Below are 17,649 nucleotides of genomic sequence, written 5' to 3' on the forward strand. Positions count from 1 at the left end.
TTAAAGGCTGGGCCTCGAAGGCCTAATATTTCTCAAGTAACTCATACGGATTTTCTTTTACATTGTTAAAATAAATCCCCGCTTTCTCTGAAAATACAACCCGCGCTGCCGTATACAGCAGATCGATCTCCGCCGGTTTCATCTCATACGTATGCAGGGTAAAAAAGCTTGGCTTCTCGTTTCCGGAATCATAAATCCGAAGAGAGCTTGTCATGTCGTTGATTAATTCATCCACCTCCTGAAGGTAGCCGTGCTTGGAATCGATCAGGATAATCAGGTCCACCGCAACACGGTTGATCTTCAGATATTCGTAAGCCTTTAACACGTCCTTCACGGTTCTTTCCTCCGCAATGGACCGAACCGTCAAAAGCAGAATGGGATGATCGCCGGATACGCCGAATTTCCACAAAAAGCTCTGGTTCATAAAGTTCCGTCTTATATTTTCATGCGGCCCCCGGTAAATACCCGCAGGATAATAGACCGGGCTGACCAGATCCTGGAAGGCGTTCAGCTGGGCTCTGGTAATTTCCAGATACTTTAACTCCAGGTTCTTTTGAAGCCTGAATTTCTCCAGAATATCGTCGATCCGGTAGCTGACATTCAATTCCCCCGCTATTTTGATTGCTTCCTCCTTACTGCCGCATACTCCGGTAATAAAAGAAACGCAGGCGGTTTCCCCCGCGCCTATGCAGAATTGTGCCCGCAGGCTCATAATCGGATCATTGCAAAAGCCCGAATGATTGAAAAAGGCACTGCTGTTCACCACAGAATCCGGATTTTCGAGAGTATTGTTTCTTCCGATAAAGCGTTTTCTGTCATTTTCATATTCCAGTTTCTTGCATAGTTTCGTTCCCGTTCTCAGCATGTGCATCACATAAGGATGATCTTCCTCCGTCTTCCTTCGCCTTTTCGCGAGGAAGATTTCCTGCTCTTCCAGATACTCGCTTTCCAGAAAGAGCTTATTGAACGCGGGATGGCTCAGCTCTGCCGGATAGGTGTCGTCCACCACCTCCAGATAGCTGGTTACCTCCAGCCGCTTTTCCCGACTCCCGTGATTGGTAAAGGTAACCTTGCGTATCTCGAAGTTGTGGTCCGCATCCAGGCTGACGATCATGTCCGACGAGATATCCCCGTCCCTGCGTTTGAATTCCGCCTGGTGCGGGCAGAAGACCACCTGGTAATCCTCCGGCTCCGTTCTTGTAGGATGATAAGCGGCACTCCAGAGCTTTCCCCGTTCCATGTCCTTAATATAGATATAATTGCCTGTATTTTCGTAAATATCCGACCGCCAGCGGTAAAGCATCCGGTCCTCATATTTACTGAAGCCGTCGCCGTCCGAAGTGATCATCAGGGAATACTTGCCGTTTGACAGATAATCCACGACCGGCGAATTTACGCCCGTGCTGTTGACATACCGGTTACTGTAGCTGTCTTCTCTAAAAAGGGACTTCCCGATTCTGATCGTATATCCCTGCCGGGCAATCGAAATCAAATAAGACTGGCGCTTTTCTTCGAGCAGGACTTCCGAGGCCTTGATCATCATCTCCGCATGAAACCGCTCCCGAAGGACGCCCTCATTCAGATAATTATTAATGGCGGCCAGATTCATTCCCTGATGATGTGCCATATAGGATTTTACAATGCAATAAGGCGTCAGCTCCACAGAATTCGGCAGGTTAAAATCAACCGACTCATAGAAGCCGTAATCGCCGAAGGCGCCTAATTTCTTCAGCCGCTTCAGATTTTTCATGCATTCCTCTTCCGCGATATCCAGTGCCAGCATCGTTGCATAGGGAGCGACCACAAGGGAATTCCTGCGGACCGGCTGGAGTCTTATCTTTGGGACCCCAAAGGCTTTGTACTGGTAATTTGAGTTCAGGTCAAAACGGTAATACTGGGATTCGGATATCCCCCAGGGGATTCCCGCCTCCTGTGCATACTGGATTTGCTGAAGCACCGCCGCCCTGGAAGTCTGTTCGTAGACGGAGCCCTCATATTCCTTGAATACCAGATTCGGCATCAGATATTCAAACATCGTACCGCTCCAGGATACAAAACACGGAATGCCGCTGACCATAGTCAGGGGCCTCCCCAGTTTATACCAATGCTTTAACGGCACCTGGCCCATGGAGATCGCAAGAAAGCTTGTGAGCGCCGATTCCGACGCCATCAGGTCGTAGCAGCCGTCGTCCAGTGTGTGTGAGGATACATGATACCCGATATGGAACAGCATTCTCTTTTCGTTAAATAGAAAGCGGAAATCAACATTTGCCAAAAGGCGGTCTATTTGATTGCAGAGTTCTTTGATCCGATGAATCATGCTGTTTGCAAACGGATGATCCTCCGCTGCAATACGGCGAAGCACAGGATAAGAAGAAAAGCTCTCTTTTTTCAGCTTTAAGGCCCCGGCTTCATTGACGGTACTGTCAATCAGTTCCATCAGATGTCTGGTCCAGCGGTAATCCGCAGCCGGTCTGAGCTCCCTCCCGTTTAAGTTTTCCCAGATATCCGCGATATCCTCGATCAGCTCCCCGATGCTTTGGTACCCGGCCCTGAGCTTATTTCCGGCAGAATCGCCTATTCTCAGCAGAATTTCCTCATTGCTGTTCTGAACCGCAATCCTGAGCTCGGACAGAAAATTGTCCGGATAAACCGGCTTGTCGATCTGCTCTAAAAGGCCGTTTTTCAGCACGACCAGATGACCCAGAAAATTGCCGCTGTCCACGGTGGAGATATAGGCGGGGTTGAGCACCTCGAGAGATTGAATATGATACCAGTTATAGAGATGTCCCTTCCATTTCGGCATTTTCTGAACCGTATCCATCAGGTTTTCCGCGGCTTCGACCGTAGCGCTCAAAGTTTCAAATCCCAGGTCCCTGGCCGACAGAATCGCCAGAAACTGAAGTCCGATATTGGTTGGCGATGTTTTATCGCTGACTTTTTCAGCTATGGAAATCTGATAATTATCCGGGCAGAGCCAGTTGTTTTCCTTCGTGGAAAACTCCTTGAAAAACAGCCAGGTTCTGCGCGCGGTATCCAGAAGCAGCCCGCTGTCCTGTGCTTTGTCCCCCGGATGAAGCTTGTTTTCCGGCTGACTGATCCGGTACGCGATTTCAAAGGCAAAGCTCCAGTCAGCGAGGATGACTGCCGTCAGAATCATTCCCGCGGGGTTCAAAGATCCCATAAATAAAAGGAACGCAAGCGCACACGCCGGAAGAAAAGAGCTCCACATGGTAAGAAAATACCCTTTTCTCGTATTGACAATGGAGGCATCCACCGCTTCCGCCGTATTCCAGCGAAGCAGATTTTTTTTGCTGACGAAGAGCCGGTACAGCGTTCTGACAATGGCGTCGCATGCGACATACGCCCGGTACGGCGTGATCGTAAACTCCAGAAACGCTCTTTCCAGCATCACGGCAAGTTCCTTTAGGAAGCTTTTATAAATAACGGCCAGCTTCGGCCGGATCAGCTTCTGGTTAATCACCGCAAGCAGAAGAATCACCGTGGAAAAAAGGTCGTTAAAGAAAATCAGGGGCAGCCAAAGATAATATGCCTGCGGCATCCATGCCAGATTCAACAGCAGAAGCAGAATCTTGCTCAGAGGAACCAGACTTCTTCTCAGGTTGTCAAAGATTTTCCATTTTGACAGGGCGCACAAGCTTCTCCCATCCGCGGCCTTCTTCACAAACAGCCAGGGCAGCAGCTGCCAGTCCCCGCGCAGCCACCGGTGTTCCCTTTTGGTAAAGGACAAAACGCTGTTCGGAAAACTGTCCATGATCTTGGCCGTGCTGGAAAAAGCCGTCCGTGCATAGCAGCTCTCAAAAAGGTCATGACTGAGAATCCGGTTTTCCGGCACCTTATTTTGAAGCACCTTACGGAAGGCTTTGATATCATAAATACCCTTTCCGGTATAGATTCCTTCGTTAAAAATATCCTGGTAGATATCCGAGATCACGGTCCCGTAATGGGCAAGGCCCGATTCTCCCCCGAAGATTTTCGTAAACCTGCTGCCGTTCTTATCCGCGATATGATTTCTTACCGAGGGCTGTATGATGACATAGCCTTCCTCCACCTTTTGATTGGCAAGATCGAGAATCGGTTGATTCAAAGGATGATCGATCAGTCCGACCAGTTTCGCGGCGTTGTCGCGGATCAGGTTGGTATCCGCATCCAGTGTAATCACATACCGGAAGGTGGTAAGAAGCTTCTGGTCGCAGTAAACAGAAGAGAAGGTGGTGTTCTCCTTTTCCTCTCCATTTAAAAGGTTATTGAATTCTTCCAGCTTTCCCCGCTTACGCTCCCAGCACATATAACAGTTTTCCGCCTGATTCCATTTGCGGCAGCGGAAGAACAGGGAAAACCGCGGGTACTCCGATGGATAGAGTTCGTTCAGTTCCCTCCTGCGCGCGGCAAGAGCGTTTTCAATCACCTCGTCCTTCGGCAGGAACTGGTCCTGAGAATCCTCAAAATCAAGCAGCAACGCAAAGAAAAGGTTCGGCTGCCGGTTTGCCAGATAATGCTTTTGAAGACGGTCCATGTACTCCAGGCCCTGTTCCTTCGAGGAGACAATGACCGGCATGACCACAAAGGTCCTTGCTTCCTCCGGTATTTCCTCCAGATAGTTCAGCGAAGGAATCTTCTTGACCTTGATTTTTCTGGTGAATATAAAATTTGTAATCTCTATGGAAATACCGATCAGAAGCGGCATGGCAGCCAGAAGGACGATCACTTGCCGTCCGGTATCCTGCAGCCCGCCAAGGACCCCGAAAGCCTGGAACAGGCAGGCACCCAGTCCCAGAGTGATCAGGAACAGGGTAAGGAAATAAAGGAAGCCCATTCCATTCCTCGTTTTCCTGATTTTTTGGGGAATCGGTTCTCCCAACACCTTCGCTTTCAGAACCGGATAGCCTTTCCCCAAAAGATAGGCCCCCACATGATGGGAACAATGAAGGTCCTCCCTTCCCCGGACCGCCAGCTCCAGGCAGTCCCTGGCTATCTTTTCTTCCATCAGATGATAACGGAGCGATAATTTCACAATGACTCCGCGGTACATGCCCCTGGACTCCAAATCCATCTTCTGATAGATACCGTCCGGGTCCTGTGATAAAATCTGCTCCAGGCAGGAATATTCCTCAAAGAATTTTTCCTCGTCCACTTCATTGATATCCCTCAGGCTGACAATCAGAGTCCGGATATTTGTCTCAAGAAACGATTCGATCTTTCCTTCCTCCAGAAAGATGCCGGAGGTCTTCACCTGTTTTTCCGGGGAAGCCAAATGATATTCCAGATAGCTTTGAATGGAAGCCTCGTCAAAGGACATGTTTTTCAGCAGATAGACGACGTGGGCATGGAACGAGCAGTTCCGCTTTAAGGAATCCTCTTCTATTTTGCACAGCAGTGCTGACAGATCGGCCGGCCCCTGCTGATCCGTCAGCCTGTCCTGCAGAAATTTTTCCGCCTTCGACTTCACATCGATCATCTGAAGGATTTCATCCGCGGCTGCAATGATCTCTTCCAGAAGGCAAAAGCCCAGCACTTCCGGTAAAACCCAGATTTCCTTGTCCGTAAGCGGTATCTTTTGCTGATATGCTTTCAGCATCACGGAAATATTTTCTTCACTCAGATGTCCCCCGGAAAGAGCCACCATCTTTTTTGCCACAACATAAACACGGGGAAAATTACGGTATTCCTTCCCTTTCAGAACCGGCAATACGGCATAGTCCGTTCCCGAGGTACGCACTTTTTTAATTTCCCGGTACAGCATCTGGAAGTTGTCAAAAAGCCAGCGCGCCGCCGGAATCAGGGAAATCATATCGGCGGATACGGCGGAGATGCTGTCTCTGATTTTATTCAGTTCTTTATAGGCGGCCTGATTATAGTCATTCAGAACAAAGCTATATCCGGTCAGTCTGACCTGACTGTGGCTTTCCGCCAGATCAAGCATCTGCTTCTCCCACTCGCTCGGACCCGGTTTCTCTCCTTCTGCCGGGGAACAAACCGAAAAATTTACTTTCCTGCCAAAATGGTTCAGTCTGCGGTACAGCATAAACAAAACAAAACAGAACAATGAAATCAGGATCAGCAAAACAACCGGCAGAAAGGGGGAATCTATATAAAAGTCAATTTTTTTCAACACGATCTGCAATGGAAGCTCCTCCTTATTTAAGAGACCCTTCGGCTAAGACAGGATCTCTTTATGGATAGTTTGTCTGTTTTTCCATAAAAAATAGCAACTCATTGCATATTTCGGATTCGAAAAAAATTCATCAATCTTGAACAGGGTCCCGGCAGCACTTTAAAAAGGGCATCCCTAAACAAAGGGATGCCCTGATATGGAGCTTCTATTCAAAAGTTAAAAATACCGTTTCTTTCCTGTACTACAGCATTTCCAGTTGATTCTGCAACAGGTTTGCGTGTCTCGCAGGCTGAAATGGAATTGCTGTAAATTTCTGCAGTTTTTATAAAGCTTTATCTTAAAAATTCTTTCAGATAGATGGGTAAAAGGCTGTGGCTGTTCTCTGTCAGGCTGTAAGCGCCGCCCGCCACACACCAGTTGTAGATCATTCCCCTTTCCAGAGAGGCATATATTTCCGCCATGTTTTGCACGGAATCCGAATTTTTAAATTCCCCGGTCTTCCGTCCTTCCTGCAGGATGCGCATAATCAGCTTAAAGTAGAGCCGTTCCTCATTGAAAAGGCTCTTTTTCTTTTTTTCAACATCCTGCGTGTAAAGAAACACAACCAGGTTAAAGGGCACCTGTGTTTCAATCAGCTGAAACAGCTCCCTGTTCAGATAAAGCAGCTGCTCGTAATGGTTTAACCTGGGGTTCATTTCCAGCATCAGCTCAGCGTATTTCTGATCGAAAAAATCTCCAAGCGTATCCAGCAGATCCTCCTTTTTTTCAAAAGCGCTGTGGAATTCGTCGGCGGATACGCCGGCCAGCCCGATTACGTCAGTTGTCAGGGTCTCGGGGAAGCCCTTTTCCCGGAACAGCTTCCACGCCGCCCGGACGATCCTGGTCCGGATGCTTTCCGGCTCCGCCTTTTTTACGTTCCCCAGCAAAAAACCGTCTTCCAGCGGATCGTCATCGTCCAGAATCCATTGGTTCATGCCGGTGATATACGCGCTGCCGGTGATCTGTGGAACAATCGCCTTCATGCCGCTGATTTCCAGCTCCTGAACGGCCTCGCCTTTGAATATCGAACCGATCATGCTCTCGTAAACGAATTTCTGGTTCAAGCCCAGTTTCCCTTTTGCGTATAAAGCCGCTATTTTGGCGCTCGTTCCGGTCCCGCACGGAGAACGGTCGGCCTGCGCCTGCCCGAAGATGACACAGTTTTTCAGATCGGCCTGCGGATGATCGGCACGTGCATAGAATTCCACCAGATCGACGGTGGTGATATCCAGATAAGGATGCCGGATGTTCACTTCTTTATTGATTCGGTTCCGGAGCTTCATTCCCAACTCGGTGATTTCCTCGATATACTTGGCCTTCAGGTCCAGGCCGATGGCTTCGGCATCGACCAGCGCAAAAAAGGAGCCTCCAAAGGAGATATCGTAGGGGATCACCCCGTACCCGGGAATTTCGGTTTTCAGGTTTTCCCGGTACAGAAAAGAAGGCACGTTCAGAATGCTGACCTCCACCGCTTTGCCGCCCTCCACGCGCACCTTCGCGCGGATAATGCCGGAAGGCGTATCCAGCACGACCTCGGTATACGGTTCGGTCACCGCCACCAGTCCGGTTTCAACCGCCATGGAGGCGGTCCCGATGCTGCCGTGGCCGCACATATTCAGGTAGCCGCCGCTGTCCATGAAAACCACGCCCAAATCCGCTTCCGGGTTCACCGGTTCGGTAATCAGTGCCCCGAACATGTCGCGGTGCCCTCTCGGCTCCAGCATCAGCGCCGTGCGGTAATGGTCGTAATTCTTTTCCAGATATTTTTTCTTTTCCATCATCGTGCTTCCGGGCAGCTCCGGAAACCCCTCGTAAATGATCCGCGTCGCTTCTCCCACGGTGTGGGAATCGATGGTTTTGAAGCAGTGCGCGTAACTGCCCGTTTTGGGCCTGATATCCATGCCGTTCCTCCCGCAAATATGGATTTATCCTGTTCCTTATCCGCCGAAATTCAGCCTGACGGCCTCCGCCAGCAGCCTCGCGGTTCCCTCAACACCCAGCAGCCCGCTGTTTACCATCAGGTCCTTGTGATTAGGATCATCCGGGGCATATTTGGCATACTGCTTGTGATAATTGCCGCGCGCTTTGTCCACCGCCTCGATCATCCGTTTTGCCTCGTACGGCTTCATTTCCAGCGTGTTCAGGCAGTTGTCGTACCGGATCCTATACGGCGCATAGATATAAACGTGCATCGCGTTCTTTTCCTCAGCGAGAATATAGTCGGCGCAGCGGCCGACGATAATGCAGGAGCCTTTTTCCGCCAGGCCGGCGATGATGTCCTTCTGCGTCTGAAAGATACGCGCCTGCCGCTCCATCGACTCCGTTCCAAGCGGAAACAGCATCCGGAAAAAGTTAGAGCCCCTCTCCTCCTCGTCGCTGATCACCGAAACCGGCATTCCCATTTTTTCCGAGGTCGCTTCCACAATGTCGCGGTCGTAATATTCGATGTTCAGCAGTTCGGATAATCGTCTGGCGACCGGACGCCCAAGGCTTCCAAAATCTCTTGTTATGGTGACCACATATTTTTCCAAACCTTTCCCCCCTGTCTTTCTTTGCCGCAGGCGGCCTGCTGACGCGGACCGCTAAGACGCCAGGAATCTGGACAGAAAAGCCTTCGTCCGTTCTTCCCGCGGGCTTTCCAGTACCTCCTGCGGAGTCCCTTCCTCCACAATATAGCCGTTATCCATAAAAATGACGCGGTCCGCGACGTCTTTTGCGAACGCCATCTCGTGGGTGACCACGACCATTGTCATGCCGTCCGCGGCAAGCTGACGCATCACGCTCAGGACCTCGCCCACAAGCTCCGGGTCCAGAGCCGACGTCGGTTCGTCAAAAAGCAGTGCGACAGGGTCCATGGCCAGTGCCCGCGCAATGGCTACCCGCTGCTGCTGCCCGCCCGAGAGGGTGGACGGCAGAGCGTCCTTTTTGTTTTCCAGGCCCACCCGCTCCAGAAGCTGTGCGGCCTTACCGCGGGCCTCCTGCTTGTTCCTGCGCTTTGTCAGCACCGGCGCCAGCGTGACGTTTCCCAGGACGGTTCTCATTGGGAAAAGATTGAAGCGCTGGAACACCATGCCGACTTCCTCCCGGAATTTCCGGATATCGGCCTTTTTATCACACATGTTCTGGTCTTTATAAAAAACATCGCCGGAGGTAGGAATCTCCAGTTGATTGATGCATCTTAACAGCGTGCTTTTCCCCGAGCCGGAGGGACCGATGATGCATACCACCTCTCCCTCGGAAACTTCGATGTTGATATCTTTCAAAACCACCAGATCGCCAAAAATTTTGGATAGATGGCTGATCTGCAAAAGTGGGCTGCTCATTTTCGTCACCCGCCTATTTCAAACTGAATTTTTTTTCGATAAATTTTTGCAGTACCATGAGTATGGACAGCAATACTAAGTAAAACAGAGCGCAGACCGTGTAGGCCGGAACAGTCTGAAAGGTCCGCGCAATATAATTCTGGGTCTGCCTGGTCATTTCATTGACCGATATGATGGACAACAGGGCCGTATCCTTCACGGAAATGATAAACTGGTTGAACAGCGCGGGCAGCATGGATTGAAACGCCGGTGGGACGATCAGATGCCACATGATCTGCCTGTTTGTCAGCCCAAGGGATTTCCCCGCCTCGGTCTGGCCGATCTCCACACCGTCCAGGGCACCCTTTACGATGGTGGAGATAAACGCGCCGGAATTCAGGGAGATGACGATGATGCCCGCCGCCGTGCTTTCCAACGTAAAATTCGTTCCCGTGGCCGCGGAAATCAGCAGGGGGACCACAAAATAGACATACAGCGCCTGCACCACCAGCGGTGTGCCGCGAATCAGCCAGATATAAACGCCGGCTATGCGTCTGCCCGCCTTGAAATGCCCGTGCAGGGCATACCCGGAAACCGATCCGATCAGAAAGCCTATCAGGATGCCGACTACGGAAATTTCCATTGTCAGCTTCAGCCCGCGGAGCAGCATGGGAGCAATATTCTTGACGGATTCCAAATCCATTGGAACACCTCCTTTCAATGTGGGCTTCTCCGCCGCAGCCCGCGTACAAGGGGGCGAAAAGCCCGTTTGTACGCAAAGCGGGAGGAAATCCGCCGGAAAAAGACGTTAAAAAAGCGGATCTGCGGCCGGCCGCGCCGGTTCATTGCTTATTCACACCATTTTTCCTTCAGCTGATCGATGGTTCCGTTTGACTGGAGGTAAGCAATGGCGTCGTTGAAATTCTGGACAATATCGGGATTCGCCTTGCAGATGTTGAAAGAAAGAGCGATGGCGTAAGGCGCCTGCCCGTTGTAGAATTCATCCCCGACGATTTTCAGCTTGATCTCGCCGGTTTTGATGGAATAGGCCGTGCCGGGCGCGTCGTAGATAGTGGCGTCCGCCTGCCCGCCCTCCACGGCTTTATAGGCGAGAGACTGGGAGTCGAAGGTTTTCAGGCATTTTTCCGGCAGATTCGCGGCGGCGTATTCATAGGCGATGGTGCCGGCCTGCACGGCCACGGTATATTTGCCGTCCTTCAGATCGTCCACGCTTTTGATGTCGCTGTTGTTCTCGCCCACGACGACCACGATGCCCGCGTCATAATAGGTATCGGTGAAGTTCATGGTCTTTTTGCGCTCATCCGTGGCGCAGAGGGCGGCCGCCACAACATCCAGCTGGCCCTGGGACACGGAGGTGGTCAGCGGGCCGTAGTCCATATCCTGCAGTTTATCGGATTTGATGGAGAATCCAAGGAGCTTCTGCAGTTCATTCAGAAATTCCACATCGAAGCCCTGCAGGGTTGTTCCATCCTCCTTAAAATAGGAGAACGGCGCGTAGGTGCCGGAGGTGCCGACAGCCAGCGTGACCCCTTTCAGCGCTCCCTGAAAGGACGGTGCGCTTTCACCGGCCGCCTGCGAGGACGCTGCCGGGGCCGTGCTGCTCTCCGGCTGGGAAGCAGCTTCGGTGCCGCCTGTGCAGCCCGTCAGCATAACCGCCGTCATTGCAAACGTCAGCGCTACGGAAATCAAGGACAAAAGTTTTTTCTTCATGTTGAATCCTCCTTTGATGATACTTTGAATTTATATGAACAGAAAAAATGAATAAAAAAAAGACAAGGATGTTATAAAATAAACACCATTGTCCATTCATTTTGCTCTGATCCTATATTAAAATGTAAAACCGGCCTGTTAACCGTCCGGGGAATCCGCCGGCCGGGCCTCGGAGTTGAAAAGAGTATAGCAGACGATGCCCAAAACAACGAGGGCGCCGCCCGCCGCCACATAGGCGGAAGGAAATTCCCGAAAAAAAGCGATCCCCAGTCCCGTGGCAAAAACCGGCTCCAGCATCTTTGAGGCCGACACATACGCCGGTTTTTCATACTTCAGGACCCAGCTGAACAGGCTGTGCCCCAGAAGCGTACAGAACACCGCAAGGCCGATGCCGGACAGGACGTTGACTCTGGGATATTGAGTTATTTTAACATGCTGCACGCATAAAATCAAGAGCAAAGTCAGCGCCGCAGAGAAATACACCGTGAAGGTGTAGACCGTGGTGGACATTTTCTTTCTGCAGAACACGCCGAGCATCGTATAAACGGACAGAAAGCACGCGCCGGTCAGTGCGAGGAAATCCCCCAGCAAAACGTTGTTTCCGCTGCCCGCGTCCGCCAGGGCGATGACGACGGTGCCTGAAAAGGTGACCAGGATCGCGGCCCAGTGCTTGGCTCCCAGTTTTTCCCGGAACAGCAGAAACGTTGCCAGAGCGATAAAGAACACTTCCGTGTCGACCAGCGCGACCGAAGAGGCAATGCTCGTATAGCTCAGCGACTGGAAGTAAGCGGTGAAATGAAAGCTTAAAAACATGCCGCTGATGGCGGCGCATATGAAATATTTCGGGGGTACTCCCCTGATTTCAGCCCTGCAGCGGAGAACCAGAACCGGCAGAAGAAACACCGCCGCAAACCCGACCCGGTACAGAACCAGCACCATCGGCGGCGCGTCCGCGACCCTGACGAAAACAGCGGACAGGGACGACCCGGCCACGCCCAAAACCACAATCAGCTTTTTCATGCTCCGTTCCCGGGACCGTCAGACATTATGCCTGTATTCGTACGGCAGCACCTTGCACATGCCGTAGCGGTCCGCCTCGTGGGCGATGAAATTCAGCGTATCCTTCAGGATCGCCGTCTGCATCCCCGGATTGTTCGGCTCGCCCGCGTTGGAACCGATCGGCACGTGCGGCGCGGTGATCCGCGGAGCCCCCTGCTGCTTGGCAATGGGCGGCAGCGCCGCGATCACGCAGCAGGACATGCCCGCCGCCTCGCAGCATCTGGTGACGATCGTCGCCGAACGGTGACACGTGCCGCATCCGCCGGTGCAAAGCACGATGTCGACCCCCTGCGCTTTCAGTTTTGCCGCGATTTCCGGGCCGGTTTCCGTGCGGAATTTATCGACGTTTCCGCCGCCGCCCATAAAGCCGTACATCTCATCGGCAAGGCTTCCGATAAAGCCCTCCGCGACCAGCTCCCGCAGGCGGTCCAGCGGAAACATGGCGTTCACATCCTTGTTGATATCCGAGTTGTCGAATCCCCCGTGGGTGACCATCAGCTCGGAAGTGGGGATATCGGACGGAATCACGCGATAGGTGTAATCCCCGGAAGTGTCGTAGGGTGTCTGGGTTTTCTGGTGGATGCCGCCCGCCGTGATAAACGCCACCCTGCATTCGTTCAGCGGCTTTTTCAGCTCCGACCAGACCGGGTTCGGCGTGATCGGCACAAAAATTTCAGACTGCATCCCTTCTACTACCGTCAGTTTCATGGCTTGCCTCCGTTCAAAATTTCGTTTCAGGCGCCGTGCGGCACCTGCTTTGGTTCGGTCACCTGCAGATAGCTGAAATAAAATTCCACCTTCAGGCCGAGCTGCAGCGGAAAATCCGTCAGGACCCAGCGCTTCGGGACCGTGATGACCCCCAGCCTTCCCTGAATATCGACCTTGACAGCCGTATCGTTGACCTCCACCACTTTTCCCTCCATCAGGATCGGGTTCAGTTCGTATTGCATCGGGCGGCCCTCCTATTTCTTCACAGACTGTTTTTACAGGCCCAGAAGAAGATTGTTTCCGTCGACGACCTGCTGCGACCATTTTTTGGGAGCCGGCTTGATTTCGACGCCCATCATCTTGTTTTTCAGCATCTGGACGGCGCGCAGCGCGTCCTTCGGGCAGATTTCCGAGCAGCCGGCGACCTCGTTCTCAAAGCCCTTTTGATCCTTGTTGAGCTCGATCATCGCGTCCGCATACCGGTTGCCGACCACCAGCTGGCCCTGATAGGCACAGAAGGAAACGCCGACGACGGGGATGCCCCGTTTGCCGATCTGCTCGATATGGGAAATGAAATCGATGTGGTTGTTGCCGAAGCCTTCGGTTGTAACGATGGCGCCTTCGGCCCCGAGCGCTTCCATCCACGCGCCCAACCGTTCGGATACAAAGGTTTTTTCGTCATTCACCTGGGGGCTGCCCACAAAGACGACGCCGAGAAGATTCAGTTCCTCATCCGCCGCCAGCGCCCTGACCAGCGGCTCGCGGAAATAGTGGCGCGTCATTTCCTTGGTGGACGGGCCGATGCACGTCAGCGCGTGAATGCCGCCGTCCAGCACCTCGTTGGGGGAAAGCATGACTGGTACGTTCCCGAGATCCACGTTTTTCTGCCCGCCCGTCACGCCGCACGGCTCGTTCGGGCAGAGGATATTATCATGCATTGCGCCCTGGCCCATGATTTCCTTTACCAAAATCACGCGCGGCCTGCCGTATTTTTTTACGTCGCGGCAGATTTCTTCGCGCAGCGGGGCCTGATTTGCCGTCTTTAACACGTCGCGCGCCGCCTGAATAATGACGTCCTCACATTTGTGCGCCGCCAGCGGCCCGCGGCGTTCCATCCCGGTATGGCGCTGAATGATCGTTTCCACGCGGATAATGATATCGTTCTCGTCCGCGCAGCCGGGGTTGCCGAACGCCATCTTTTCATCCAGATACCCTTCCGAGGAACCGAATTCATGCACCTGAGTGCCGTCCTCGTCCACGCCGGTCAGCATGAAAACGGCGCCCTCCATCACATGGGTAACCCCTTCGCCGAGCGTACCGCTCACCTTGGCGGCGATCGGGCATACGTCCATGATCGTGTCGGTGTAAATATGGCGGTCGGCGGGCTTGATGACGTCCATTTTGATCTCTTTTACAAGCGGGTCCGCCAGAAGCGCTTTCTCCAGCAGCCCCCGGTCCAGTGTCAGGACACCGTCTTCAAACGAGGTCTTTTCCCCGATGACCACGTCGGCCGCCTGAAAATATTTTTTTGTCAGCGTCCGCAGCGTTTTGTCTTCCCCCTGCGCGGCGGACGGCACAGCGGCGGATAAAGCAGCCGGCGCAGCGGCTGCCACAGCCTCCGAGGGGAAAAGGCCGGGCCACGGCAGATCAAGGGACAACCCTTCCAGACTTTTGATTTCGATATGCATCATACCCGACGCTCCTTTCGCAAATGATGTGCCTGCGGGCTCTCCGGTTTCCACGGGGGCGGGCCGCTCCGCCTTTTCCTTTTCGGTTTTGCGCGCGCCCTCCACCATGGACGGCAGGATCGGGGTCAGGGCTTCGCAGTCCGCAAGCAGCGTGGCGCCCAGGGCCTCTTCTACGGTCAGCGCATCGCCGCTCAGCGTCAGAAGCCCCGCTTCGGCCATGTCGTCAAACAGGCTGGGGTCTTCCAGATCCGCGGCACTGATTACGGTCCCCCTGCGGCGTCTGCAGCAGAAAATGGCCGGTTCCTTCAAATTGGCTTTCAGCGTTTCAGTCGTCATAGACATTGGCTTCGCTCCTGTTCTTTCCATTTTTTTCATCCGGATGCATTCTGCGTACCAGCGGATGATTGACCGCACGCAGCACCTGGTCGGTGGTATGGTATACTTTCAGGTTCAGCTTTGGCGCGCAGGCCATCACGGTATTGGAACAATCCGTGCAGTTGCCGATCAGCAGCGCCTGTGCCCCCTGCTTTTTCAGCTCCATCACCTTTTGTATCTGACCGGGACAATGTCCCGGGTTCTCACATTTATACGCGCTTTTGACCTTAACCGCCTGCTTGCAGCAGGCCACACCGCAGACGCTGCTTCCCAGACCGCGCGCAATTTCACGCATCCTGTTTTCGTTTGCGCCGCAGGCGCATACGAGAAGCCCGATTTTTTCCGGCCCTTTGGGAAAACATTCCGCCGCGATCAGGCCGCCGGTCGTCTTGCGGATCGCCTCCGCCGGAGTCGTGCGGCTTCCGGTAAACGGCCCGCCCATGATCAGCTCGCCGTATTCGTTTCCAAGGCCGCCGGCCATCTCAAACACGTCGGAAACCCTCCTGCCGACGGGAACGTCCCTCAAAACCTTCACTCCGGCGTTTTCCCTGAGTTTTCCGGCCACGGTGATATCCTTGTCGATCATCGGTTTTTGCAGAACGACCGCCTCGCGGATACGCAGCGCCGTTTCCGCGTTGATTACCACGGCGTTAGCTTCAGAAGGAAGTGAATCGGGGGGAAGCAGGACTCCCATGGTTTCACGGACAACGGCTCTTTCTTCTCCCATCGGATACAGGTCCTCCAGCGTCGCGATACGGTATCTGCCGCCGCGGTCCGCGGCGCGCAGCGCGGCGACCGCCTTCGTATGCCTGCGCTTGACCGCTACGATCCCGTTAGGGGCATTCATCAGGTCCATGACGATCTGCAGCGCATCCAGCAGGTTACCCTCCTCTTCTTCGATCCGCGCAATATTGTGGCACAGGATCGGCTCACATTCCACCGCGTTTACGATAACCGTCGCGTTCACGCCGAGCCGACTCCGCAGCTTTTCGGCGGTCGGGAACCCGGCCCCTCCCAGCCCGACAAGCCCGGCTTCCTCTACCCTTTCCCATGGGGTTTTTCCCGTAAGCCTTCTGTAGGAGGAAAAGTCGGTGCCCGTATCCCGGATGACGATCTCATCCTCCGTCACCAGCACGACGGTCCCGGTCACGCTGCTGTGGAGGGCAGCGCCGAGGCCCTCCGGCTTTGCGGCGATCCGTCCGCCGCGCTCCACCCGGTCGCCCTGCCGGACGGCCGGTTCCGACCGGACACCGATATTCTGTTTCAGATAAAAACGATATTCCGCAGTCACCGCACTCATTCCCTGTTAAAAAAATCAAAAAGGGCGGCAGACGCTTTCGCGTTCTGTCGCCCTTGACACGTATGATAAAAGAACCCTGAATAGATTATGTCTTGTATTATACATGCACTTTATCGATTAGTAAAGCTCACATTTTGAATGTTATCCATTAGTTATTTTCATGTATTACATTGACACAGGTGTCATTTCTCCTTATACTGGAAAAAAAGGGGGGTGGATTCGGCAATCCGCCATAAAAACCAGTCTGCGCGGCAAAGTCATTCCTGACATTTTGGAGAGCCGCCGGGCAGAATTCCTGTTTTTATGAGATCGCCGTGCAGGATGGTTATCAGTAAATACAAGCTGTTTGAGGATGTCGCGGAGACGGGGAGCTTTACGAAAAGCGCGGAGCGCCTCGGCTATTCTCAGTCCGGCGTCAGCCATATTCTGAAAGGTCTGGAGGCGGAGCTCGGTTTCCCCCTGTTTGTGCGTTCCAAGCGGGGAGTGACCCCCACGCCCAACGCGGAGCTTTTGCTCCCGCTAATCCGCAATGTTCTTTCCGAAACCGAAAAGCTGGAGCAGACCATCCATGCAATTCAGGGTCTGGAAGCAGGAGAGCTGACCATCGCGACGTATTCCAGCATATCCGTCCACTGGCTTCCCCCTCTTTTGCATCAGTTCAAAGAGCGGTATCCTCATATTGACATTATATTAAAGGAGGGCGGAGCCGATGACATTCTGCAGTGGATTCAGGAAAATATTGTCGATCTCGGGTTTTTGAGCCTGCCGCGCCCCTGCGGGCTGGACTGGATTCCGCTCGCCAGCGACCCGCTTATGGCGGTTTTGCCAAAGGATTATCCGCTCGCATCGCGCGACGCGTTTCCCATGGGAGAATTTGAGGGGAAATCGTTTATCATTTCGGCTGTGGGGACGGACTACGATATACACCATGCCCTGGAAACCTGCAAGGTTCATCCGGACATGAAATATTCCTCTATGGACGACCGCGCGATCATCTCTATGGTCATTCATCATCTCGGCATCAGTATCCTGTCCGAACTGATCCTGACGGATTATACGGAGCGGATCACGGCGCTGCCGCTGAAGCCCTTTTTCTGCCGTGAGCTCGGCATAGCCATGCGTTCCTATGCGGAACTGCCGCCGGCCGCCCGGAAATTCGCCGATTTTGCAAAGCAAAAGCTGAGAACGGGCGAGTAGATAATTTGGGATGGATTTTGACACAAAAACGCCCCTGAAACGAGTTGTTTCAGGGGCTGAATTTATATATTGTTTTGCCGTTTCATAAACGCTCATTAGTAAGTGGAAATGTTC

The 17,649-nt window shown here is 53.1% G+C and carries 12 protein-coding genes and 1 pseudogene; 1 reads left to right on the top strand and 12 read right to left on the bottom strand.

The window, feature by feature from the left end; genetic code table 11:
* Positions 1-22 precede the first annotated feature (22 nt).
* From ACRQU7_RS15870 to prdC, 12 genes and pseudogenes are all read right to left on the bottom strand, one after another.
* A complete protein-coding gene (locus tag ACRQU7_RS15870) occupies positions 23-6,136 on the bottom strand; it encodes a glucoamylase family protein (protein ID WP_444645615.1) in 6,114 nt (2,037 codons plus the stop codon).
* Positions 6,137-6,468: 332 nt separating this feature from the next.
* Complete coding sequence (locus tag ACRQU7_RS15875; RefSeq protein ID WP_444645617.1) at positions 6,469-7,062, bottom strand: TetR/AcrR family transcriptional regulator; 594 nt, start codon at positions 7,060-7,062, stop codon at positions 6,469-6,471.
* Positions 7,057-8,076 (bottom strand): annotated as a pseudogene (locus tag ACRQU7_RS15880) (proline racemase family protein); the annotation flags it as partial. The pseudogene ACRQU7_RS15880 and the gene ACRQU7_RS15875, both read right to left, overlap by 6 nt.
* 36 nt (positions 8,077-8,112) lie before the next feature.
* Positions 8,113-8,706 carry a cytidylate kinase-like family protein gene (locus ACRQU7_RS15885; RefSeq protein WP_444641735.1) on the bottom strand — a complete coding sequence of 198 codons (594 nt, stop codon included), beginning with the start codon at positions 8,704-8,706 and terminating at the stop codon, positions 8,113-8,115.
* A 51-nt stretch (positions 8,707-8,757) separates the two neighbouring features.
* Positions 8,758-9,498: an amino acid ABC transporter ATP-binding protein gene (locus ACRQU7_RS15890; protein ID WP_444641737.1), complete on the bottom strand. Its 741-nt coding sequence runs from the start codon at positions 9,496-9,498 to the stop codon at positions 8,758-8,760.
* A gap of 13 nt (positions 9,499-9,511) precedes the next feature.
* Entirely contained in the window at positions 9,512-10,180 is a 669-nt protein-coding gene (locus tag ACRQU7_RS15895) for an amino acid ABC transporter permease (RefSeq protein ID WP_141826200.1), read from the bottom strand.
* Between the two features lie 146 nt (positions 10,181-10,326).
* The gene (locus tag ACRQU7_RS15900) at positions 10,327-11,208 is read right to left on the bottom strand and encodes an ABC transporter substrate-binding protein (RefSeq protein ID WP_444641739.1); all 882 of its coding nucleotides are present in this window, start codon (positions 11,206-11,208) and stop codon (positions 10,327-10,329) included.
* Between the two features lie 138 nt (positions 11,209-11,346).
* Positions 11,347-12,228 carry a DMT family transporter gene (locus tag ACRQU7_RS15905; RefSeq protein ID WP_444641741.1) on the bottom strand — a complete coding sequence of 294 codons (882 nt, stop codon included), beginning with the start codon at positions 12,226-12,228 and terminating at the stop codon, positions 11,347-11,349.
* A gap of 18 nt (positions 12,229-12,246) precedes the next feature.
* Positions 12,247-12,975, bottom strand: a complete 729-nt coding sequence (prdB, locus tag ACRQU7_RS15910; RefSeq protein ID WP_038325717.1) for a D-proline reductase (dithiol) protein PrdB — start codon at positions 12,973-12,975, stop codon at positions 12,247-12,249.
* Positions 12,976-13,001: 26 nt separating this feature from the next.
* A complete protein-coding gene (locus ACRQU7_RS15915) occupies positions 13,002-13,217 on the bottom strand; it encodes a CBO2463/CBO2479 domain-containing protein (RefSeq protein ID WP_444641744.1) in 216 nt (71 codons plus the stop codon).
* A 33-nt stretch (positions 13,218-13,250) separates the two neighbouring features.
* Positions 13,251-15,005: a D-proline reductase (dithiol) proprotein PrdA gene (prdA, locus tag ACRQU7_RS15920; protein ID WP_444641746.1), complete on the bottom strand. Its 1,755-nt coding sequence runs from the start codon at positions 15,003-15,005 to the stop codon at positions 13,251-13,253.
* Positions 14,989-16,329, bottom strand: coding sequence for a proline reductase-associated electron transfer protein PrdC (gene prdC, locus ACRQU7_RS15925; protein WP_444641748.1), 1,341 nt, complete (start codon positions 16,327-16,329; stop codon positions 14,989-14,991). The genes prdA and prdC overlap by 17 nt, the downstream gene beginning before the upstream one ends.
* A gap of 330 nt (positions 16,330-16,659) precedes the next feature.
* Here prdC and ACRQU7_RS15930 point away from each other — a divergent pair, with 330 nt between their 5' ends.
* Entirely contained in the window at positions 16,660-17,535 is an 876-nt protein-coding gene (locus tag ACRQU7_RS15930; protein WP_444641750.1) for a LysR family transcriptional regulator, read from the top strand.
* Positions 17,536-17,649 lie beyond the last annotated feature (114 nt).

The sequence above is a fragment of the Caproiciproducens puteiluti genome (assembly GCF_052442865.1).
In the GTDB taxonomy this organism is placed as follows: domain Bacteria; phylum Bacillota; class Clostridia; order Oscillospirales; family Acutalibacteraceae; genus Caproiciproducens.

What these genes read in the sequence shown, in the direction of transcription:
- ACRQU7_RS15890 (WP_444641737.1), bottom strand. Translation starts at nt 9,498, where the DNA reads ATGAGCAGCCCACTTTTGCAGATCAGCCATCTATCCAAAATTTTTGGC.
- ACRQU7_RS15895 (WP_141826200.1), bottom strand. Translation starts at nt 10,180, where the DNA reads ATGGATTTGGAATCCGTCAAGAATATTGCTCCCATGCTGCTCCGCGGG.
- ACRQU7_RS15900 (WP_444641739.1), bottom strand. Translation starts at nt 11,208, where the DNA reads ATGAAGAAAAAACTTTTGTCCTTGATTTCCGTAGCGCTGACGTTTGCA.
- ACRQU7_RS15905 (WP_444641741.1), bottom strand. Translation starts at nt 12,228, where the DNA reads ATGAAAAAGCTGATTGTGGTTTTGGGCGTGGCCGGGTCGTCCCTGTCC.
- prdB (WP_038325717.1), bottom strand. Translation starts at nt 12,975, where the DNA reads ATGAAACTGACGGTAGTAGAAGGGATGCAGTCTGAAATTTTTGTGCCG.
- ACRQU7_RS15915 (WP_444641744.1), bottom strand. Translation starts at nt 13,217, where the DNA reads ATGCAATACGAACTGAACCCGATCCTGATGGAGGGAAAAGTGGTGGAG.
- prdA (WP_444641746.1), bottom strand. Translation starts at nt 15,005, where the DNA reads ATGTCTATGACGACTGAAACGCTGAAAGCCAATTTGAAGGAACCGGCC.
- ACRQU7_RS15930 (WP_444641750.1), top strand. Translation starts at nt 16,660, where the DNA reads ATGGTTATCAGTAAATACAAGCTGTTTGAGGATGTCGCGGAGACGGGG.